Source organism: Variovorax sp. WS11 (assembly GCF_010499245.1).
Lineage (GTDB): Bacteria > Pseudomonadota > Gammaproteobacteria > Burkholderiales > Burkholderiaceae_C > Variovorax.
Window position 1 is genome coordinate 107,157 of record NZ_JAAGOW010000003.1, and the last position, 18,704, is coordinate 125,860.

The following is an 18,704-nucleotide window of genomic DNA, read 5'->3' on the forward strand; positions in this document are numbered from 1 at the left end:
GCGCCGCAACTCGGCGAAAATGGCGAAGTGCGCCGGCAAAATGCCGGCGCCTTCGCTTTTCCTCCACAGATCAGGTTTTATTCGCGCAGTGACTTCAACTTCGACCAAGCCCCACGACCTCCAGTCCCTCGACACGATGACGGGCGGCGCCTTCACTGCACCGACCTCGGGGGAGCGTGCCCAGCGCATCCGCGATTGGCTGGCGGGCAATCCGGCGCCCGAGCAAATGCAGGAGGTGTTCAAGGAACTGAGCGGCCGCGACAAGGGCGCCGCACGCCTCCTGCGCGAGAAGCTCGACGAGCTCAAGCGCGCCCGCGGCCAGGAGGCCATCGCTGCCGAATGGGCCCAGAAGGCCGAGGCGCTGCTGGCCCAGCCCAAGCTCAACATTGCCGATGCCCTGGCCTGGCAGCGTGATGCAGCCAAGGCCGGCGCCCCCTTGTCGCGCGAGCCGCTGGCGAGCTTCAAGGCGCGCCTGGCCGAGCGAGTGAAGGGCATCGAGGATCTGCAGCACCGCGCCCAGGTGCACCGCGAAGCGGCCGTGCTGCTGGCGCAGCGCTTCGAGGTGCTGTCGACCAAAGGCTGGCGCGACGCCCAGGCCGCTGAAGAAGCGCTGCGCGCCGACGTGACGCACTGGCAGCAGCAGGCCGCCGAGATCGCGGCCGACGGCAACTGGACCAGCCTGGACGCCAAGTTCGCGCCGCAGCTGGAGTCGTCCAAGGCGCAACTGCTGGTCGTGTCCGATGCCTTCCACCAGGCGCTGGGCCAGACCGTGGCTGCCGCCGAGGATGCGGCGGCGCCCCTGCCGCCCGTGCCGGTGTGGGCCGACGAATTGCGCGTGGCCCGCGGCGGCGCACCCGAAGCGGCGCCTCCCGCCGCGCAGAAGCCACCGGCGCCGAAGGTCGATCCCGAGAAGCGGGCTGCAGCTCAGGCCGCCGTGGAGGCCGCACTCGCCAAGCTCGAGCAGGAAACCGCCGAGGGCCATGGCAAGGCCAGCGCCGGCGCCGCCGCAGCGTTGCGCGCGGTGCTCAAGGAGCACGGCAAGATGGTCGATGCCCCGCTCGAAGCCCGCGTGCATGCGGCCCTGGTCGCTGCCGGCGAGCTCGAAGGCTGGCAGCGCTGGAGCGCCGACAAGGTGCGCGAGGACCTGGTGGCCAAGGCCGAAAGCCTGCTCAAGCGTCCCGAGGGCCAGGCCCTGGGCGGCCGCAAGATGCAGGAGACGCTGCGCAGCCTGCGCGAGCAATGGAAGCAGGCCGACCAGGGTGGCGTGCCCAATCACGCGCTGTGGAAGCGCTTCGACGAGGCCTGCAACGAGGCTCACAAGGTGGTCGAGGCCTGGCTCGACAAGGTGCGTGCCGATGCGGCAGAGCACCGCGCCCAGCGCCTGGCGCTGATCGAGGAGGTGAAGGCCTGGGCCGAGGCGCAGGCCGGCAACACCGACCTCAAGGCCTACAACCGCGCGCTGCACCAGTTCGCCGATCGCTGGCGCGACGCCGGCCATGTGGGCGAAAAAGTGTTCGCCGAACTGCAGCCCCAATGGAACGCGGCCTTCGGCACAGCGCGCGCGCCCTTCGAGCTGGAGCAGAAGGCCAGCATCGAGCGCCGTCAGGCCATGATCGCCGAGGCCACGGAGCTCGGCGCCGCGCCGATGCTGCGCATCGATGCCGTCAAAGCCCTGCAGCAGCGATGGCAGGCCGAGGCGCAGACGGTGCCGCTGGACCGCCGCCAGGAACAAAAACTGTGGGACACCTTCCGCGCCCCGATCGACGAGGCCTTCAACCGGAAGACCGCCGATCGCGAGAAGGCGGCCGCCGCCATGAGCGAGCACGACCGCTACGTGCTCGACGCCTCGAAGGCGCTCGAAGCCGCGAATGCCACGGGGGATGCGCAGAAGATTCGCGCCGCAGTGGCTCGGCTCGAAGGCGCCCTGCGCGGCGAGGCGCCACCGCCCGCACCGCCCGCACCGAAGACTGCAGCGGCCGACGGGCCTTCTGTTGGAGCGACCGAGGTCGTGGCGCCCGGTCAGGCGGCCGCCGAGTTCGGCGAGAGCGCCGAGCAGGCGCCCGCGTCGGGCGATGCCGAGGCTTCGCCTCCGTCGGCCGCCGCCGAAGCCGCGGCGCCAACGCCCGACCTGGTGGCGCCTGCCGATGGCGCCGATGCCTCGGCCCGCACCGACGCCGCCGAGGCTGAGGCCCCACCGGCGCCCGCAGCGCCGCCCAAGCCGGCACCCAAGCCCGTGATCGCGGTGCGCGGCGATGACCGGCCCGGCAACAAGAAGGCCGAAGCAGCGCCCATGGGGCGCGGCAACAGCCGCTTCGGCGGCGATCGCCGCGACAGCCGTAGTGGCCCGCCCGGCCGCGCCGGCGACCGAGGAGGCCCGGGCGCCGGCCGCTTCGGCGACCGTCCGCCGCGCGAGGAGCGTGGCCCCCGCCTCGGCGACACCGCCTTCCGCGCCCAGCGCGATGCACTGGAGCGCGCCGAGCAGGCCCTGCGCAAGCTCGCCGCCCAGGCCCACGGCGAGGCGCTGACCCAGGTGCTGGGCGCGTGGGAGCAGCGCGATGCGTCGAAGCTGCCCAGCGTGCAGGAGCTGGGCCGCGCGGTCACGCCCGCCGTGCGCGGGCAGTGGTCGCAGGCCCTGACCTCCGGCCCCTCGGCCAAGGCCGACGATGCCGCCGAGGCCCTGCTTCGGCTGGAGATGGCGGCCGAAGTGCCGACGCCGGCCGAGCAGCTCGACGCGCGTCGCGCCCTGCAGCTGAAGCTGCTGACGCGGCGCGGCGATCCCGCCCCGGCGCAGACCTGGGGCCAGGACGCCGGCACGGTGCTCGCGGCGGCGCACGACTCCGCCTTGGCGCGCCGGCTTCAGAACGCGCTCAAGGCGCTGCTGCGCAAGTGAGGGAGGAGGGCGCCTAGGCCAGTGAAGCCGGGCGCCTGAAGAACTCGTCGAACAGCGCGACCAGGCCGGCGAACTCCGACGCCAGCTTCGCGCGGTTCACGAAATAGGCCTCGCAGGCCACGGCGAAGAACTCGCCCGGCGATGTGGCGCCGTATGCATCGAGCCACGGCGCCTCGCCGCCGAAGCGCTCGGCGACGATCGTTTTCTCGCGGAAGCCCTCGTAGGCCGGCTGCAGCACCGCGAACCAGGCAATGCGCGCGGCGCGCGCGCTCGTCGTGCCCGCAAATCCGGCCGGCAGCAGCGGGCAGCCGTCGGCCGCGCCGCTCTTCATGTCGATCTTGTGGGCGAACTCGTGAATCACGACGTTGTAGCCCGCGTCCTGCGTGACGCTGCCGGCCAGCACGTCCTGCCAGCTCAGCATCACCGGGCCGCGGTCCATCGCCTCGCCGGCCAGGATCTCGTCGTACTCGTGGACCACGCCGGTCTCGTCGACGGTCTTGCGCCGGGCCACGGCCTCGGAAGGGTGGATCACGATGCCGACGAAATCCTCGTACCAGCGCAGGCCGCCCGTCAGGTGCAGCACCGGCAGCACGGCCTGCGCCGCCACGGCGAGCGCGACCTCGTCGGTGATGACGAAGCCGTGGGCGCCGTGGAATTCCTTGTCGCGCAGGAACTCCGCCGCGAGGCGGCGCAGGCGCTCGAGGTCGGCACCGGGCCGATCGGCAAGGAAAGGGTAGCGCGCGAGGGTCGCGCGCCATGCGGGCTCGGGGATCGGGGGCGGAGTGCGCAGGCCGCGCAGCCAACCGAACATCAGCGCAGATCGACGCGTTGCGGGCCTGCGCTCGACAGGCACAGCAGCTGCGCGCGGGCCGGATGGGCCTTGAGGTCCCAGTCGCTCAGCACGAGGCGCTGGAGGCCGTCGCCGAGCGCATGGACCGCGGGCCGGTGCGTGTGGCCGTGGACCAGCGTCGTCGCGCCGGCCTGCCGCAGCCAGCTGCGTGCGGCATCGGCATCGACATCGGCCCAGACCATGCCGGGGCTGCGCTTGCGGTCCTCGCTCTGCGCGCGCATCGATCGGGCCAGGGCGCGCCGTTGCGCCAGCGGGCGGGCGAGGAAGGCGCCCTGCCACGCGGCGGTCCGCACCTCGGCACGGAAGCGCAGGTACTCGGTGTCCTCGAGGCAGAGAAGATCGCCGTGGCTGAGCAGCCAGCGCCGGTCATGCAGGGCCAGCACGGTCGGGTCGTCGAGCAGCTGCATGCCGCATTGCGCGGCGAAGGCGGCGCCGAGCAGGAAGTCGCGGTTGCCGTGCATGAAGAACAGCGGCCGGCGCGCAGCGGCCTCGCGCAGCACCTCGGCGCATTGCGCCTCGAAGCCGGGCTCGGCTGCCGCATCGTCGCCGACCCAGACTTCGAACAGGTCGCCGAGGATGAAGACGGCATCCGCCGGCGTGGTCTGCAGGTAGCCGCGCCACGCCTCGAAGGTCGCCGGGTCCGAGGACTGCAGGTGGAGGTCGGAGATGAGGTCGACCGTGCGCCACGCCGCGGGAGCCACGAGCTCGGCGAAAGCCGTCATCTTCAGCCCTTGACGACGGCCTTCTCGATGATCACGTCTTCCAGCGGCACGTCGTCGTGGAAGCCCTTGCGGCCGGTCTTCACGGCCTTGATCTTGTCGACCACTTCCTTGCCGTCGATGACCTTGCCGAACACCGCATAGCCCCAGCCCTGCGCCGACGGCGCGGTGTGGTTGAGGAAGCCGTTGTCGGCCACGTTGATGAAGAACTGGGCGGTGGCCGAGTGGGGCGCGCTGGTGCGGGCCATGGCCACGGTGTAGTTGTCGTTCTTCAGGCCGTTGTTGGCCTCGTTCTGGATCTCGGCACCCGTCGGCTTTTGCGACATGCCCGGCTCGAAGCCTCCGCCTTGCACCATGAAGCCGGGGATCACGCGGTGGAACACCGTGTTGTCGTAGTGGCCCTTGGTCACGTAGGCGAGGAAGTTCTCGACCGACTTCGGCGCCTTGTCCTGGTCCAATTCGAGCGTGATGACGCCCTGGTTCTTGATGTGCAGTTCGACTTGGGGATTGCTCATGACGGCTCCTTGTTGATTGCTTACTTCGCCACGGTGGCGGATTGAATGGTGACGCTTTCGAGCGGCACGTCCTGCATGCCGCCTTTGTTGCCCGTGCGCACGGCGCGGATTTTGTCGACGACCTCGGTGCCGGAGACCACTTTGCCGAACACGGTGTAGCCGTGGCCGTCGGGATTGGGGGCGTTGAGCATCGCGTTGTCCTTCACGTTGATGAAGAACTGCGAGGTCGCCGAATTGGGATTGGCGGTGCGCGCCATCGCGATCGTGTACTTGTCGTTCTTCAGGCCGTTGCTCGCTTCCAGCGGGACCGGCGCGCGCGTGGGCTTCTGCTGCAGCTCGGGCGTGAAGCCGCCGCCCTGGATCATGAAGCCGTCGATCACGCGGTGGAACACCGTGCCGTCGTAATGCTTGTCGCGCACGTACTGCAGGAAGTTCTCGACCGTCTTGGGCGCCTTGTCGGGCGTGAGCTCGACCACGATGTCGCCGGCCGAGGTAGCGAGCTTGACGCGCGGCGCGCTCTGTTGCGCCCACGCGGCGCCTGCCAGGCTCAGCGTCGAGACGAGGATGAGTGCCGTGCGACGGGAAAGAGTGTGCATGGTGTGAAGTAGAACGGGCTGAAAGAAAGGCGCCTGGACGACCGCGCGCCCAAAGGCAGCAGGCTAGCGGCGCACCGGCTTGCGGGCCTCGGCTGGCGCTGCCGGCAGCGTGGCGCTGCCCGGCGCGCTGAACAGCTGGCGGATCAGCGCGAGCTTGGGCGCGATGCTGGTGTTGCTCGTCTCGAGCTGTTGCGCGCGGCCATAGGACTGACCGGCGAGACGGGCATAGACGTCGCCCAGGTTCTCGTGCGCAGTGGCGTAGCTCGGATTGAGCTTGATCGCCATCTCCAGCGCCGCGCGCGCCTTGTCGAACTGGCTCTGGGAGGCGTAGAGGGCCGCGAGGTTGTTGTAGGGCTCGGGCAATTCGGGAAAGTCCTGAGTGAGCTGCGTGAAGGCCGTGACCGCCTCGGCCTGCTTGCCCTGCTCGGTCAGGATCACGCCGCGCAGGAAGCGCATCTGCGGGTCGCGCGGCTTGCCGGCGATGTAGGCGTCGGCCTTGGTCAGCGCTTCGGCCGCCTTGCCCTGGCGCAGCAGGGTGTTGACATCGAGGTAGTCGTCGGCATGTGCCGCAACGGCCGCGAAGGCGAGCAACAGAACCGACAGGAAGCGCGGGATGGAGGAGGGGGAGGGGGCAGCGGCGTGCTTCATGAGCCTCGAGAGATGGGGAGGAACGCGGGCCTCGCAAACACCAGGGAAAATAACGGGACCGGCCGTTTATACTGACGCGGGATTGTAGCCGAGGGGCTCCCTTCATCCTCTCGTTGCCATAGCATCCTCACCCCTGAAAAAATCTCTGTCGCTCGCCCATGTCGCGTGGGCGCATTCGGCATTTCCCCTGTCTCATGAGTCTTCGCATCTACAACACGCTGTCGCGTGAACTGGAGGATTTTTCTCCTCTGCAACCCGGGCGGGTGCGCATGTACGTGTGCGGAATGACGGTCTACGACTACTGTCACCTCGGGCACGCGCGTTCGATGGTTGCCTTCGACGTGGTGCAGCGCTGGCTCAAGACCTCGGGCCTCGAGGTCGAGTACGTGCGCAACATCACCGACATCGACGACAAGATCATCCGGCGGGCCGTGGAGAACGGCGAGAGCATCCGCGCGCTCACCGACCGCATGATCCAGGCCCTGCACGAGGACGCCGACGCCCTGGGCATCGAGCGGCCCACGCACGAGCCGCGGGCCACCGAATATGTGCCGCAGATGCTGGCGATGATCTCCACGCTGGAGCAGAAGGGCCTGGCCTACCGCTCGACCAACGGCGACGTCAACTACGCGGTGCGCAAGTTCCCCGGCTACGGCAAGCTCAGCGGCAAGTCGCTGGACGAGCTCCATGCCGGCGAGCGCGTGGCCGTCCTGGACGGCAAGGACGACCCGCTCGACCCGGTGCTCTGGAAGAGCTCCAAGCCCACCGAGCCCGAGGAGGTGAAGTGGGCCAGCGAGTTCGGCCCGGGCCGTCCCGGCTGGCACATCGAATGCTCGGCCATGGCCTGCCAACTGCTCGGCGAGACCATCGACATCCACGGCGGCGGCATGGACCTTCAGTTCCCGCACCACGAGAACGAGATCGCGCAAAGCGAGGGCGCCAACGGCAAGCCCCTGGCCCGCACCTGGATGCACAACGGCTTCATCAACATCGACGACGAAAAGATGTCCAAGAGCCTGGGCAACTTCTTCCTGATCCGCGACGTGCTGAAGGAGTTCGATGCCGAGACCGTGCGCTTCTTCGTCGTGCGCGCGCATTACCGCAGCCCGCTCAACTACAGCGACGTGCACCTGGACGACGCGCGTGCCTCGCTCAAGCGGCTCTACACGGCCTTGCACCTGGTGGCGCCGGCCGAGGTCGCCATCGACTGGACCGACCCTCATGCCGCCCGCTTCAAAGCCGCGATGGACGAGGACTTCGGCACTCCCGAGGCAGTGGCCGTGCTCTTCGAGCTGGCCGGAGAAGTGAACCGCACGAAATCGGCCCACGCCGCCGGCCTCCTGAAGGCGCTGGGCTCCTGCCTTGGGCTTCTGCAGGCCGACCCCGAGGCCTTCCTGCAGGCCGGCAGCACGCTCGACGATGCCTCGATCCAGGCCTTGATCGCGCGCCGCGCCGAGGCCAAGGCGGCGAAGAACTTCGCCGAGGCGGATCGCATCCGCGGCGAGCTGCTGGCCCAGGGCATCGTGCTCAAGGATTCGCCGACCGGCACCACCTGGACCACCGTCAAGTGAGGGCATGAGAACAACAATGCCTCCCGCCAAGAAGTCCCCCCTCATCGAAATCCATACGCCGCCCTACTGGGAAGAGGCCTGCAAGTACCTGGCGCGGAAGGACCGCGTCATGAAGCGGCTGATTCCGCAGTTCGGCGATGCCTGCCTGGAGTCGCGCGGCGACGCCTTCACCACGCTGGCGCGCAGCATCGTCGGCCAGCAGATCTCGGTGAAGGCCGCCCAATCGGTGTGGGATCGCTTCGCCGAGCTGCCGCGCAAGATGACGCCGGCGAACGTGCTCAAGCTCAAGGTCGACGACATGCGCGCGGCCGGTCTGTCAGCGCGCAAGGTCGAGTACCTGGTCGACCTGGCGCTCAATTTCGACTCCGGCACCGTGCACGTCGATGCCTGGAAAGACATGTCCGACGAGATGATCATCGCGGAGCTGGTCGCGATTCGCGGCATCGGCCGCTGGACCGCCGAGATGTTCCTGATCTTCCACCTCATGCGGCCGAACGTGCTGCCGCTCGACGATGCCGGGCTGATCACGGGCATCAGCCGCAGCTACTTCTCGGGCGATCCCGTCAGCCGCAGCGACGCGCGCGAGGTCGCCGTCGCCTGGGCCCCATACTGCAGCGTCGCGACTTGGTATATTTGGCGATCGCTCGACCCCCTGCCGGTGGTCGCATACTGACAAGAGGAGAAGACGTTGGCGAAACGAACCTTTCTCGACTTCGAGCAGCCCGTCGCAGAGCTCGAATCCAAGATTGAAGAGCTGCGCTATGTGCAGACCGAATCGGCGGTCGATATTTCGGAAGAGATCGACCAGCTCGGCAAGAAGAGCCTTCAGCTCACCAAGGAAATCTACAGCGACCTGACGCCCTGGCAGATCACCAAGATCGCCCGGCATCCGGAGCGCCCCTATACGCTGGACTACGTCCACGAGATCTTCACCGACTTCGTCGAGCTGCACGGCGACCGCCATTTCGCGGACGACCTCTCCATCGTCGGCGGTCTGGCGCGCTTCAACGGTACGCCCTGCATGGTGCTGGGCCACCAGAAGGGCCGCGACACCAAGGAGCGCACCGCGCGCAACTTCGGCATGAGCAAGCCCGAGGGTTACCGCAAGGCGCTGCGGCTCATGAAGACGGCCGAGAAGTTCAAGCTGCCTGTCTTCACCTTCGTCGACACGCCGGGCGCCTACCCGGGCATCGACGCCGAGGAGCGCGGCCAGTCCGAGGCCATCGGGCGCAACATCTTCGAGATGGCGCAGCTCGAGGTGCCGGTGATCGTCACCATCATCGGCGAGGGCGGCTCCGGCGGCGCGCTGGCCATCTCGGTCGGCGACCAGGTGCTGATGCTGCAGTACTCGGTCTACTCGGTGATCAGCCCCGAAGGCTGCGCCTCCATCCTCTGGAAGACCAGCGACAAGGCGCAGGAAGCGGCCGACGCGCTGGGCATCACCGCCCACCGGCTCAAGGCCCTGGGCCTGGTCGACAAGATCGTCAACGAGCCGGTCGGCGGTGCGCACCGCGACCACCGCCAGATGGCCGCCTTCCTCAAGCGCGCGCTCAACGATGCCTTCCGCCAGGTCGCCGATCTGCGGCCCAAGGAGCTGCTCGACCGCCGCTACGAGCGCCTGCAGAGCTACGGCCGCTTCGCCGACACCAAGGCCGAGAGCGCCAAGTAGCCCTTCGCGGGCTGCCTGCAGCCCGCCAATCCCGATGGAGAATCCCGCCGCCCTCGCGCTTGCGTCCTGGGCGGCGCCGCTGCCGCTGGGCATCGCCTACAGCGGCGGGGCCGACTCCACCGCGCTGCTGCACGCCGCTGCGGGCCAGTGGCCCGGGCAGGTGCAGGCGCTGCACGTGCATCACGGCCTGCAAGCGGCGGCCGATGATTTCGAAGCCCACTGCCGTGCGACCTGCGAGGCCCTGGGCGTGCCGCTGCAGGTGGGCCACGTCGACGCGCGGCACGCGCCCGGCGAAAGTCCCGAAGACGCGGCGCGCCGGGCGCGCTATGTGACGCTGGCGGCGCTGGCGCGGGCACACGGCCTGGGCGATGTGGCGCTGGCCCAGCATGCGGACGACCAGGTAGAGACGATGCTCATCGCGCTCAGCCGCGGCGCCGGCCTCGATGGATTGGCCGGCATGCCGCAGCGGATGCAGCGGCATGGCGTGAACTTCCATCGGCCGCTGCTGGAAGTGCAGGCCGTGGCGCTGCGCGAGTGGATCGCCGGGAGCGGCACTGCCCACATCGACGACCCCAGCAACGCCGACCTGCGCTATACGCGCAACCGGATCCGGCTGCAGCTGCTGCCGGCGCTCGCCGCGACGCTGCCGCAGTTCCGCGAGACCTTCGCGCGCTCGGCGCGCAACGCCGCCAAGGCCTCGCGGCTGCTGGCCGAGGTCGCCGCTTCGGACAGCGCAGCCGCGGGCTCGCCGCCCGCGCTGGAAGCCTTGCGCAGCTTGCCGCGCGGGCGGCTCGCCAACGTGCTGCGCCATTGGCTCAAGCGCGAGCACGACGCGGTGCCCAGCGAGGCCCAGCTCGAACAGCTGCTCGACCAGATCGAGGCCTGCAGCACCCGCGGCCACCGCATCCGCCTCAAGGTTGCGGACGGTTACGTCCAGCGCGAGGGCGACATTCTGCGTTGGTACAATGCCCGGCCTCCGTCGCAGCCTGCAGCCTTGCGCTGAACTGGCACCCCAGGCATACGACAGGGCCCCCGGACGCCGGCACTGCGGCAGGCATCCGAATCCTTCTCCTTGACTTCACCCATGGCATTGATCGTTCACAAATACGGCGGCACGTCGATGGGCTCGACCGAGCGCATTCGAAATGTCGCCAAGCGCGTCGCCAAGTGGGCGCGCGCCGGCCACCAGATGGTGGTGGTCCCGAGCGCCATGAGCGGCGAGACCAATCGCCTGCTCGGCCTCGCCAAAGAGCTGGCACCCGGCAAGGTCGACGACGACCACAACCGAGAGCTCGACATGCTCGCGGCCACCGGCGAGCAGGCCTCGTCGGCACTGCTGGCGATCGCGCTGCAGGCCGAGGGCATGCAGGCGGTCAGCTATGCCGGCTGGCAGGTGCAGGTGAGGACCGACAGCGCCTTCACCAAGGCTCGCATCGAAAGCATTGAAGACGAGCGCGTGCGCGCCGACCTCGACGCCGGCAAGGTAGTGGTCATCACCGGCTTCCAGGGTGTGGACGACGCCGGCAACATCACCACGCTGGGCCGCGGCGGCAGCGACACCTCGGCGGTCGCGATCGCGGCGGCGATGAAGGCGCACGAGTGCCTGATCTACACCGACGTCGACGGCGTCTACACCACCGACCCGCGTGTCGAACCCGATGCGCGCCGCCTCACCACCGTGAGCTTCGAGGAGATGCTCGAGATGGCGAGCCTGGGCTCCAAGGTGCTGCAGATTCGCTCTGTCGAGTTCGCCGGCAAGTACAAGGTGCCGCTGCGGGTGCTGTCCAGCTTCACGCCCTGGGACATCGACATCAAGGAAGAGGCCCGCTCGGGCACCCTGATCACATTCGAGGAAGACGAAAACATGGAACAAGCCGTCGTATCCGGCATCGCGTTCAACCGTGACGAAGCCAAGATCTCCGTGCTCGGCGTGCCCGACAAGCCGGGCATCGCGTACCACATCCTGGGCGCCGTGGCCGATGCCAACGTCGAGGTCGACGTCATCATCCAGAACCTGAGCAAGGACGGCCGCACCGACTTCAGCTTCACGGTCCACCGCAACGACTACGCCAAGACCGTCGACCTGCTCAAGGAAAAGGTGCTGCCCACCCTGGGCGCGGCCGACATCGTCGGCGACACCAAGATCTGCAAGGTCAGTATCGTCGGCATCGGCATGCGCAGCCACGTGGGCGTGGCCAGCAAGATGTTCCGCGTGCTGAGCGAGGAGGGCATCAACATCCAGATGATCTCCACCAGCGAGATCAAGACCTCGGTCGTGATCGACGAGAAGTACATGGAGCTCGCCGTGCGCGCGCTGCACAAGGCCTTCGATCTCGATCAACCGGCCTCTTAAGCTGGCATAATCGCTTTTTGCTGGAAACGTGACCGAGTGGCCGAAGGTGCTCCCCTGCTAAGGGAGTATGGGGTGTAGAGCCTCATCGAGGGTTCGAATCCCTCCGTTTCCGCCAGGATCCAAATGAGAAAAGCCGTTGTGACCCAACGGCTTTCTTCATTTCTGGCGCCGCCATGGGCCCCTCATGGCAGGCGCTTCAAGCCTCCCGCTCCTCGATCCAGTGGGTGCCGTCGCCGTAGGTCTCGTTGCCGGCCGCCATGATCTGCTCGAGGGTCCGGCGGTTGTCGAAAGTGTCCGGATGCCACAGCCCGCCGCCAGGGTGCGCCGGCACACCCTCGACGGTGAGCTGTTCGTCGTCCTTTGCAATCCCATCGGACCAGCGTAGTCGGATCTCTTTCAATTTGGCCTTCCCGGCGGGGTGCATGCGATGGATAGTCTGCAACCATCGTCCATGCTTGGGTGTCCTGGCAAGCCCATGCCTTCCGCGCGCCTGCGTTTCCTATGTATCGATGATACGGCGCAGGATGTTGAACGGTGCAAGGCTCATCGTGCAACTGTCCGCGGGTTCGCGGGGCTTCGCTTCGGCGCCCCATCTCCGGTCAAGGGCGGCTCCTCGATGCCGCCGACTGCTGCGATCGATCGGACATGAAAAAGCCGCCTCGATGGGCGGCTTTCGCTTGTTTGGCCGTGGGCACTTACGCGGCCCACGTTACGGCATGTTCACTTGCAGGAGCCACCTTGTGTTTTTCTCGTCGTGGTAGCTCTTGTTCGACGTGCCGTTGTGAGATCCGGCTTTGCCTGCGCAGGCATTTGCTCAGCAACTTGAGCAAGGGCGGAGTGTACCACGCCCGGTGAGACGCCCTTCCAGAGAGGCGCTCACCGTACATGCGTAGTACACGCAACGACGGAATGGGGTCATACTGGCCTCACGCCGTCCCTAGCGTCTTGACAACTCGCTTCCGACCCCAGTATTGCTCCTCGATAACCCAGAGGAGCCATCGCGGAGCAAGATCGTGTTAATACGCCTTCCCAGCCGGCCAGCTTCAGCTCAGATGCCGATGCATCTTCTCCACATTCTGGGCTTGAGCGCATTGCCGCTATGCGTCACCGAACTGGCCGACATCGAGAGGGTGGCAAGGCTCCAGACGGCCGGTCTGGTGACGGCGACGTTGCCGAAGTGGCGGGACAGCTGTCGGGCTGTCTGGGCCACTGTTCATTCGATCACCCCTCGCGGCTACAGGGCGTTGGGGCGGTTCAAACTGGCCGAGGCGGCGAACGCGAGCTCGCTCGAGGCTTGAGCGCAGCGCAAGGAATCGTTTGAGCGATTCAGGCTGGCATCGTGGCCTTGGAGGGCTCGGTCAGGGCCATGAGCACGTCCGCGTACCAGGCGCAGTTGAGCCCAAGCGATTCGTCCTGCACAAGGTCGCGTGTTCGCATGTCCATGCGCGTGGAATGCACCCCCAGCAATTGCCAAGGCAACTGCGATCTGTCCGCGTTCGGATGGTGGATGCGCCGCAGCACCGGGGCACCGCTGCTGCCTCGATGGGTGCGGGCATCGGTCAGAAAGTAGCCCTGCTGCTGGAAGCGCACGCCGAATGCCGAGGCAATGGATGCACTGCGCACCACGGGCAGATGATGCACCGTGTCATGGAAGCCCAGCGGGAAGCCGACGATGACCAGCGCATCTCCGACCTCGGCCACGTCACCGGAGGGCTCGAGGTGCTCGGGGCCGAACGCATGCAGGATGCTCGGGGCAGGCAAGCTGCTGACGTCGATCTCGATGGCGGCCACATCCACGTCGCCGGCGGTGTCGGCTGCCTGGCGCCATTGGCTCAGGCCCCCGCGATACAGCGGCACCGAAACGGCCGCGTAGCGCGTCAGATTGAGCTTGTCGGTATGCACCTCGATCTCGATGCGGTCGGGGTAGTGGCTGCTCGTTTCATCGGCAAGGACATGCCGACTGGTGACCAGGAACAGCCGCCCGTCGCGGCGAAAGAAAAAGCCGCTGGCGCCGGACAGGGAGCAGGGCCCTTGGAAGGTGCTGACGCGCGTCGTGGTCAGGAGCGCCGCTTCGGTGGCAGTGCGCGGCGCGGCTGGCGCCGTGCCTGCGAGCACCGCGCGCATGCGGGCAATCTCGCGCTCGAAGGTGGAAAGGACCTGGTCGAAGAGGGGAGCGTGCTGCATCACCGTGCGCGTGGCCTCGGCATGCGCCTCGAACGAACGCACCAGGTGACCATGGGAGGCGACCGGCAGTGCCTCCAGCAGCGCGGGAAGGAGGGCGTCGATCGCCATCAAGCTCCCTTTGAGTTCGCAGATGCGCTCGCTGGCATCTTGAAGGCTCTTCATCATCGCGTGCGCCTTCCAAAAAAAGAAACGCGGTCAAGCCGCGTTCTCGAGATAGGGGCTGCCGTGGATATCGCCAGGGTCTGCGCGACGATCGGGTGCAGCGCGAATGTTGGAGGACTGGATCCCCCTCGGCGTCATGCTGGTGCAGCGCAGTGTACGCCGGATCGACATCCGCGCTCTCGCAGGATGAGGCCTCGCGCTCCTCGATCCAGCGCGTGCCCACGCATGGGTCTCGTTGCCGGCCTCAACGGCCTGCAAGCTCAACCCCCCGGCCAACGCCCAAAGCGCTCGTAGATCGCCGACTTGAGCCTCTTGATCTCCATCAGCGCATCCAGCTTCGGTGCCTCCTTGCCCGAGAGGATCGGCGCGACATGGCCTGCGATGTCCCTGCAGGCCTGCGCGTCGCAGGCGCAGCGCGCGAGTTCCTTCTGGCGCTCGGGAAGGCTCAGCTGCGCGAAATCCTGCATCAGGGATTCGCTGACACGCAAAGAGGCCGCGGCGGCCGCCAGGCTCATCTGGATGGCGGCGCGCAGGCGGTTGCCGAAGTCGTTCTCCTCCTGGATGCGCGATTCGGCTTCCTGCCTCGCCGGCGTCAGGCAGCCGATGTCCGTGGGCGCGAAGTAGGGGACCGCCGCCGCCATCGGACTGCGGCCGGCAATGATTTCCTCGACCAGGGCGCGTGCCTTCTCAACCGTTTCAAGATCCGGTGATTCCATGTCCAGTCCTCGAAGTCGTCAACGTCGTTTCGAACCTGTCGAAGTGTCGTTGTTGCGAGGGAGGCCAGATGTGGAGATCGCCAGAAATGCACGCGCGTTGTTAAATCGTCGACGCTTCCGGCATGCGGACCGCGGGCGCGGCATTGCGGCGCCGAGCTGCATTGATACTTTTCACTTCGGTGCCCATGACCCGTCACCCCCGATCCGGTTTGGCGCCGCCAAAAAAGAGACCCGCCGAAGCGGGTCAAGGTCGGCCCTTCACAGATGAGGAACGGAGGGGGCCAGGGCCGACAAGAGCCAATGTAGTCCCCGAATTGGGAGCGATTTGGGAGAAGGGCTCGCAAGGCGCCTGCAAGCGCATGCAGCGCCTTCTCAACGGGCGGCAGCCCGCGCTCCGAGCATGCCGCTCGCGATGGACTGCGCGGTGTTGATGGAATCCGTGAGCCCCAGGTGACCGTGGCCGACCGCCAGCCACAGCCCGGGCCGGCCGGCCGCCGGACCTATGACCGGCACCGAGTCGGGCATGCAGGGGCGGTGCCCCATCCATTGCGTGGTCTGCAGGTCGTCCAGGCCTTCGAAGGTCTCGCGCGCGATGCGCTCCAGGATCGCGGCGCGACGCGGATCGGGCGGGTGCTCGAGCCCGCCGATCTCCACCGTGCCGCCCACGCGCAGGCCGTCTTCCATCGGCGTGACGAAGATCTTGCGATCGGTCAGCACCACGGTGCGCGAGACGGTGTCGCGTCCGCCCTGGAACTGTACGTGGTAGCCGCGCTGGCTCTCCAGCGCCAGGCGCAGGCCCAACGGGTCCAGCAGCCGGCGCGACCAGGCACCGGCGGCCACCACCACCTGGTCGAAGCTGTCCTCGGCGCCATCGGCCGCGCCCGCCGTGGCGAGGCGCCAGCGCCCACCGTCCAGTGGCGTCATCGCGCGCACCTCCTCGCGCCGCAGCCGGCCGCCGCGCGCGGTGAAGGCACGCACCATCGCCTGCACATAGCGGAAAGGATTGACGATGGTCGCGTGGTCGGCCACGAACACCCCGATGCGGTAACGCTCGCCCACGCGCGGCTCCAGCGCCAGGATGCCGTCGCGGTCCAACTGCTGGAACGGGTAGCCGTAGTGCTGCCGCATGCGCCAGCCATCAGCGTCCTTGGCCAGGGCACGTGCATCGGGGTACAGGTGCAGGTGGCCGCGCCGCACGAAGAGCTCGGGCACGCCGAGCTCGCGAGCCAGCGCTTCGTGGCGGTCGAGGGCGCCCGTGTGCAGCGCGGCCAGCTTGGCGGCCGAGAGCGCGACCCGCGAGGGCTGGGCGGAGGCGACGAAGCGCATCAGCCACGGTGCCGCCTTCGGCAGGTAGGACAGGGGCAGATGCAGCGGGCTCTCCTCGTCCAGCAGCATGCGCGGCACCGAAGAGAGGATGCCGGGCATGGCTAGCGGCGCCACCGAGCCCGGGCTGATGGCGCCCGAGTTCCCGTAGCTGCAGCCGCGGCCGGGCTCGTCGCGGTCGATCAGCGTGACGGCCGCGCCGCGCTTGCGCAGCGCCAGCGCGATGCAGCTGCCGACCACGCCGGCGCCGACGATGGCGACCCGCGGTTCAGACGACGGCATGGGAGCCGGAGCGCCGGCGCCCGGCCGACACGAACAACTCGCCCGCCGGATGGCTGGAGGTGTCGTTGCCGGGCAGCGGGGCCGGGAGCAGGGCGATCAGAAAGGGGAGTCTCAGCATGAGGGCTTCGCGGGGGAAGGCCGCACTGTATTACGTGCCCTATCGTTTATCAATACGGTGTATTGCAATGCAATAATGACGTCGCCACTCGAGAGGCACGCATGCCCCGCCCCAGATCCATCGCAGCTACCCCCGCACGCAAGGCGCGCAAGCCGGACGCCGGCCTGGACAGCTCGCTCTTCATCGCATCGGTCGCCAAGTGCTTCCAGGTGCTGGAGGCGCTCAATGCGGCAGGGCGCGCGGTCGCGCTGACCGAGCTGGCGGCGCTGGCGCAGCTGGATCGCAGCGCGGTGCAGCGCGTCACGCACACCCTGCATGCGCTCGGCTATCTGCGCCAGCATCCGCTCACGCGGGCCTTCACGCTGTCGGGCCGGATGCTGGAATTCGGCCACACGGTGCTGGCGACCGACCGGCTGCGCGAGAAGGCGAGCCCGCACCTGGAGGCGCTGAACCGCAAGACCGGCGAGACGGTCAACCTCACGGAGATGGAGGGCCCGGAGATCGTCTACGTCGTGCGCTTTCCCAGCCTGCACGCAGTGAGCGTCGACCTGCATGTGGGCTCGCGGCTGCCGGTGTACTGCAGCGCGGCCGGCCGCGCGATCCTGTCGAGGCTCGACGAAGCCGAGGCGATGGCGATGCTGGGGGCCGTGAAGCGCACGTCGATGACCAAGCGGACGGTGACCGATCTGCAGGGGCTGCGCGCCGCGCTGGCGAGGGCGCGCGAGCTGGGCTATGCGCTGAACGACCAGGAGATCTTCGTGGGAGATATTTCGATCGCGACGGCACTGACCAATCGCGCCGGCGAGCCGGTCGGCGCCATCAACATCGCGGTCCCTTCGCCGCGCTGGCAACTGGCGGAGGTGCTGCGGCGCCTGGTGCCGCAGCTGCTGAAGACGGCGCGCGAGATCAACCGGGAACTGGCCGATCTCTGAAGAGGGGCCGGCCGTGCGGTCTCAGCGGGTGCGCGCGTCTTTGCAGGTGTCGATCAGCGCGATCGAGCGCTCGACGCGCAGCGCGATCTCGTCGTGCAGTGCCTTCGGTGCCCGGCTGGTGGCCAGCACGAGCAGGATGCCGGTGCCGATCGCCGAAAGAAGGCCGGTCATCAGCTCGGAAGAGGTCAAGACGTCCATCTGGGAATCCTTGGAGTAGGTGACGGCTCGGGGTGAGCAGGCACGCAGTCTCCCACCGGCCCCCACGACCTCTCAATACGCCATTTGGAGGAGAGACGAAGGTCGGAGGACGTAGAAGATGCGGCGCTGTCCTACACCACGACCAGCCCATCCAGAGACGGATCGGCGGGCGGCACCGCGAGCTCCATGCTGCGCAAGGTCTTGACCAGCAGCTGCGCGATCATCAGGTTGCGATGGCGCTTGCTGTCGGCGGGGATCACATGCCAGGGCGCGTGCTTGCTGGAAGTGGCGGCCAGCGCCTGTTCGTAGGCGTGCTGGTAGGCCGCCCATTTCTTGCGCACGTCCAGATCGCTGCGCTGGAATTTCCAGCGCTTGGCCGGCTCGTCGATGCGCGCCTGCAGGCGTTCGCGCTGCACCTTCTTGCTGATGTGCAGCATGCACTTGACGACCACCGTGCCGGTCTCGGCGAGCAGGCGCTCGAAGTCCTGGATCTGCGCGTAGCGGCGCCGCAGCTCGGCCTTGTCGATCCAGCCTTCGACCCAGGGCACCAGCACGTCCTCGTAGTGGCTGCGGTTCCACACCATGATCTCGCCGCTGCGCGGCACGTTGGCGTGGCAGCGCCAAAGGTAGTCGTGGGCGCGTTCGTCATCGCTCGGTGCCTTGAAGGCCGTCACGCGCACGCCCAGCGGCGAGGTGCGCGAGAACACCCAGCGGATGGTGCCGTCCTTGCCGCTGGTGTCCATGCCCTGCAGCACCAGGAGCACCTTGCGCCGGCCCTCGGCATGCAGCAGGTTCTGCAGCTCGTCGAGCTCGCCGGCCAGTTGTTCGAGCCGATCCCGCTGGGCCTGCTCGTCGCCTTCCAGAAAGGGCGAGTCGGCGGGGTCGATGCTCGCGAGGCTGAACTGGCTGCCGTCGACGCGGTACTTCTTGAAGCTGGCCATGCGCGGGACTCCTTTGTCGCAACGAGCCCGAGGGTAA

General features: G+C 67.9%; 20 protein-coding genes and 1 tRNA gene. 9 read left to right on the forward strand and 12 right to left on the reverse strand.

The features are described from left to right. Positions 1 to 88 precede the first annotated feature (88 nt). Positions 89 to 2,890, forward strand: a complete 2,802-nt coding sequence (locus GXN78_RS26245; protein ID WP_106558754.1) for a DUF349 domain-containing protein — start codon at positions 89 to 91, stop codon at positions 2,888 to 2,890. 13 nt (positions 2,891 to 2,903) lie between these two features. Here the strand turns inward: GXN78_RS26245 and GXN78_RS26250 are convergent, their stop codons facing one another. The 5 genes from GXN78_RS26250 to GXN78_RS26270 all read right to left on the reverse strand — a co-directional run bounded on the left by GXN78_RS26250 (position 2,904) and on the right by GXN78_RS26270 (position 6,218). Continuing rightward, positions 2,904 to 3,701 carry a M90 family metallopeptidase gene (locus GXN78_RS26250; protein ID WP_106558753.1) on the reverse strand — a complete coding sequence of 266 codons (798 nt, stop codon included), beginning with the start codon at positions 3,699 to 3,701 and terminating at the stop codon, positions 2,904 to 2,906. Beyond that, entirely contained in the window at positions 3,701 to 4,462 is a 762-nt protein-coding gene (locus GXN78_RS26255; protein ID WP_106558752.1) for a UDP-2,3-diacylglucosamine diphosphatase, read from the reverse strand. The genes GXN78_RS26250 and GXN78_RS26255 overlap by 1 nt, the downstream gene beginning before the upstream one ends. 2 nt (positions 4,463 to 4,464) lie before the next feature. Continuing rightward, complete coding sequence (locus GXN78_RS26260; RefSeq protein ID WP_106558751.1) at positions 4,465 to 4,974, reverse strand: peptidylprolyl isomerase; 510 nt, start codon at positions 4,972 to 4,974, stop codon at positions 4,465 to 4,467. A gap of 20 nt (positions 4,975 to 4,994) precedes the next feature. Beyond that, positions 4,995 to 5,570, reverse strand: a complete 576-nt coding sequence (locus tag GXN78_RS26265) for a peptidylprolyl isomerase (RefSeq protein WP_106558750.1) — start codon at positions 5,568 to 5,570, stop codon at positions 4,995 to 4,997. Between the two features lie 63 nt (positions 5,571 to 5,633). Next, positions 5,634 to 6,218: a tetratricopeptide repeat protein gene (locus tag GXN78_RS26270; protein ID WP_106558749.1), complete on the reverse strand. Its 585-nt coding sequence runs from the start codon at positions 6,216 to 6,218 to the stop codon at positions 5,634 to 5,636. A 194-nt stretch (positions 6,219 to 6,412) separates the two neighbouring features. Here GXN78_RS26270 and cysS point away from each other — a divergent pair, with 194 nt between their 5' ends. From cysS to GXN78_RS26300, 6 genes are all read left to right on the forward strand, one after another. Then, positions 6,413 to 7,789 carry a cysteine--tRNA ligase gene (cysS, locus tag GXN78_RS26275; RefSeq protein ID WP_106558748.1) on the forward strand — a complete coding sequence of 459 codons (1,377 nt, stop codon included), beginning with the start codon at positions 6,413 to 6,415 and terminating at the stop codon, positions 7,787 to 7,789. Between the two features lie 16 nt (positions 7,790 to 7,805). Then, complete coding sequence (locus GXN78_RS26280; protein WP_106558747.1) at positions 7,806 to 8,462, forward strand: DNA-3-methyladenine glycosylase; 657 nt, start codon at positions 7,806 to 7,808, stop codon at positions 8,460 to 8,462. A 15-nt stretch (positions 8,463 to 8,477) separates the two neighbouring features. Next, positions 8,478 to 9,458 (forward strand): acetyl-CoA carboxylase carboxyltransferase subunit alpha, encoded by a 981-nt coding sequence (locus GXN78_RS26285; RefSeq protein ID WP_106558746.1) that lies wholly within the window; start codon positions 8,478 to 8,480, stop codon positions 9,456 to 9,458. A 34-nt stretch (positions 9,459 to 9,492) separates the two neighbouring features. Further along, positions 9,493 to 10,461 carry a tRNA lysidine(34) synthetase TilS gene (gene tilS / locus GXN78_RS26290; RefSeq protein WP_106558745.1) on the forward strand — a complete coding sequence of 323 codons (969 nt, stop codon included), beginning with the start codon at positions 9,493 to 9,495 and terminating at the stop codon, positions 10,459 to 10,461. A gap of 81 nt (positions 10,462 to 10,542) precedes the next feature. Next, positions 10,543 to 11,811 carry an aspartate kinase gene (locus GXN78_RS26295; protein WP_106558744.1) on the forward strand — a complete coding sequence of 423 codons (1,269 nt, stop codon included), beginning with the start codon at positions 10,543 to 10,545 and terminating at the stop codon, positions 11,809 to 11,811. Positions 11,812 to 11,833: 22 nt separating this feature from the next. Then, positions 11,834 to 11,926: transfer RNA gene (locus GXN78_RS26300), tRNA-Ser, on the forward strand. Positions 11,927 to 12,007: 81 nt separating this feature from the next. Here GXN78_RS26300 and GXN78_RS26305 read toward each other — a convergent pair. Then, a complete protein-coding gene (locus GXN78_RS26305; RefSeq protein WP_106558743.1) occupies positions 12,008 to 12,235 on the reverse strand; it encodes a hypothetical protein in 228 nt (75 codons plus the stop codon). Positions 12,236 to 12,869: 634 nt separating this feature from the next. On the opposite strand from GXN78_RS26305, the gene GXN78_RS26310 reads away from it, so the two are divergent. Further along, the gene (locus tag GXN78_RS26310) at positions 12,870 to 13,109 is read left to right on the forward strand and encodes a hypothetical protein (protein WP_164255775.1); all 240 of its coding nucleotides are present in this window, start codon (positions 12,870 to 12,872) and stop codon (positions 13,107 to 13,109) included. Between the two features lie 28 nt (positions 13,110 to 13,137). Here GXN78_RS26310 and GXN78_RS26315 read toward each other — a convergent pair whose 3' ends face one another. The 4 genes from GXN78_RS26315 to GXN78_RS42010 form a co-directional block, all read right to left on the reverse strand. Further along, positions 13,138 to 14,157 carry a serine protease gene (locus GXN78_RS26315; RefSeq protein ID WP_106558789.1) on the reverse strand — a complete coding sequence of 340 codons (1,020 nt, stop codon included), beginning with the start codon at positions 14,155 to 14,157 and terminating at the stop codon, positions 13,138 to 13,140. Positions 14,158 to 14,417: 260 nt separating this feature from the next. Then, positions 14,418 to 14,873: a hypothetical protein gene (locus tag GXN78_RS26320; RefSeq protein WP_106558741.1), complete on the reverse strand. Its 456-nt coding sequence runs from the start codon at positions 14,871 to 14,873 to the stop codon at positions 14,418 to 14,420. Between the two features lie 372 nt (positions 14,874 to 15,245). Further along, positions 15,246 to 16,478: an FAD-dependent oxidoreductase gene (locus tag GXN78_RS26325; protein ID WP_106558740.1), complete on the reverse strand. Its 1,233-nt coding sequence runs from the start codon at positions 16,476 to 16,478 to the stop codon at positions 15,246 to 15,248. Next, positions 16,465 to 16,596, reverse strand: a complete 132-nt coding sequence (locus tag GXN78_RS42010) for a hypothetical protein (RefSeq protein ID WP_258187056.1) — start codon at positions 16,594 to 16,596, stop codon at positions 16,465 to 16,467. Before GXN78_RS42010 ends, GXN78_RS26325 begins: the two co-directional genes overlap by 14 nt. A 101-nt stretch (positions 16,597 to 16,697) precedes the next feature. Here GXN78_RS42010 and GXN78_RS26330 point away from each other — a divergent pair, with 101 nt between their 5' ends. After that, a complete protein-coding gene (locus tag GXN78_RS26330) occupies positions 16,698 to 17,528 on the forward strand; it encodes an IclR family transcriptional regulator C-terminal domain-containing protein (protein ID WP_106558739.1) in 831 nt (276 codons plus the stop codon). 21 nt (positions 17,529 to 17,549) lie between these two features. Here GXN78_RS26330 and GXN78_RS26335 read toward each other — a convergent pair whose 3' ends face one another. Together GXN78_RS26335 and GXN78_RS26340 are read right to left on the reverse strand one after the other, a co-directional pair. Then, complete coding sequence (locus tag GXN78_RS26335) at positions 17,550 to 17,726, reverse strand: hypothetical protein (RefSeq protein ID WP_164255777.1); 177 nt, start codon at positions 17,724 to 17,726, stop codon at positions 17,550 to 17,552. Between the two features lie 131 nt (positions 17,727 to 17,857). Further along, positions 17,858 to 18,667, reverse strand: a complete 810-nt coding sequence (locus tag GXN78_RS26340; protein WP_106558738.1) for a PPK2 family polyphosphate kinase — start codon at positions 18,665 to 18,667, stop codon at positions 17,858 to 17,860. Between the last annotated feature and the right edge of the window lie 37 nt (positions 18,668 to 18,704).

Coding starts and splice junctions, on each gene's coding strand:
- GXN78_RS26250 (WP_106558753.1), bottom strand. CDS start 3,701: ATGTTCGGTTGGCTGCGCGGCCTGCGCACTCCGCCCCCGATCCCCGAG.
- GXN78_RS26255 (WP_106558752.1), bottom strand. CDS start 4,462: ATGACGGCTTTCGCCGAGCTCGTGGCTCCCGCGGCGTGGCGCACGGTC.
- GXN78_RS26260 (WP_106558751.1), bottom strand. CDS start 4,974: ATGAGCAATCCCCAAGTCGAACTGCACATCAAGAACCAGGGCGTCATC.
- GXN78_RS26265 (WP_106558750.1), bottom strand. CDS start 5,570: ATGCACACTCTTTCCCGTCGCACGGCACTCATCCTCGTCTCGACGCTG.
- GXN78_RS26270 (WP_106558749.1), bottom strand. CDS start 6,218: ATGAAGCACGCCGCTGCCCCCTCCCCCTCCTCCATCCCGCGCTTCCTG.
- cysS (WP_106558748.1), top strand. CDS start 6,413: ATGAGTCTTCGCATCTACAACACGCTGTCGCGTGAACTGGAGGATTTT.
- GXN78_RS26280 (WP_106558747.1), top strand. CDS start 7,806: ATGCCTCCCGCCAAGAAGTCCCCCCTCATCGAAATCCATACGCCGCCC.
- tilS (WP_106558745.1), top strand. CDS start 9,493: ATGGAGAATCCCGCCGCCCTCGCGCTTGCGTCCTGGGCGGCGCCGCTG.
- GXN78_RS26295 (WP_106558744.1), top strand. CDS start 10,543: ATGGCATTGATCGTTCACAAATACGGCGGCACGTCGATGGGCTCGACC.
- GXN78_RS26305 (WP_106558743.1), bottom strand. CDS start 12,235: ATGCACCCCGCCGGGAAGGCCAAATTGAAAGAGATCCGACTACGCTGG.
- GXN78_RS26310 (WP_164255775.1), top strand. CDS start 12,870: ATGCATCTTCTCCACATTCTGGGCTTGAGCGCATTGCCGCTATGCGTC.
- GXN78_RS26315 (WP_106558789.1), bottom strand. CDS start 14,157: ATGAAGAGCCTTCAAGATGCCAGCGAGCGCATCTGCGAACTCAAAGGG.
- GXN78_RS26320 (WP_106558741.1), bottom strand. CDS start 14,873: ATGGAATCACCGGATCTTGAAACGGTTGAGAAGGCACGCGCCCTGGTC.
- GXN78_RS26325 (WP_106558740.1), bottom strand. CDS start 16,478: ATGCCGTCGTCTGAACCGCGGGTCGCCATCGTCGGCGCCGGCGTGGTC.
- GXN78_RS42010 (WP_258187056.1), bottom strand. CDS start 16,596: ATGCTGAGACTCCCCTTTCTGATCGCCCTGCTCCCGGCCCCGCTGCCC.
- GXN78_RS26330 (WP_106558739.1), top strand. CDS start 16,698: ATGCCCCGCCCCAGATCCATCGCAGCTACCCCCGCACGCAAGGCGCGC.
- GXN78_RS26335 (WP_164255777.1), bottom strand. CDS start 17,726: ATGGACGTCTTGACCTCTTCCGAGCTGATGACCGGCCTTCTTTCGGCG.
- GXN78_RS26340 (WP_106558738.1), bottom strand. CDS start 18,667: ATGGCCAGCTTCAAGAAGTACCGCGTCGACGGCAGCCAGTTCAGCCTC.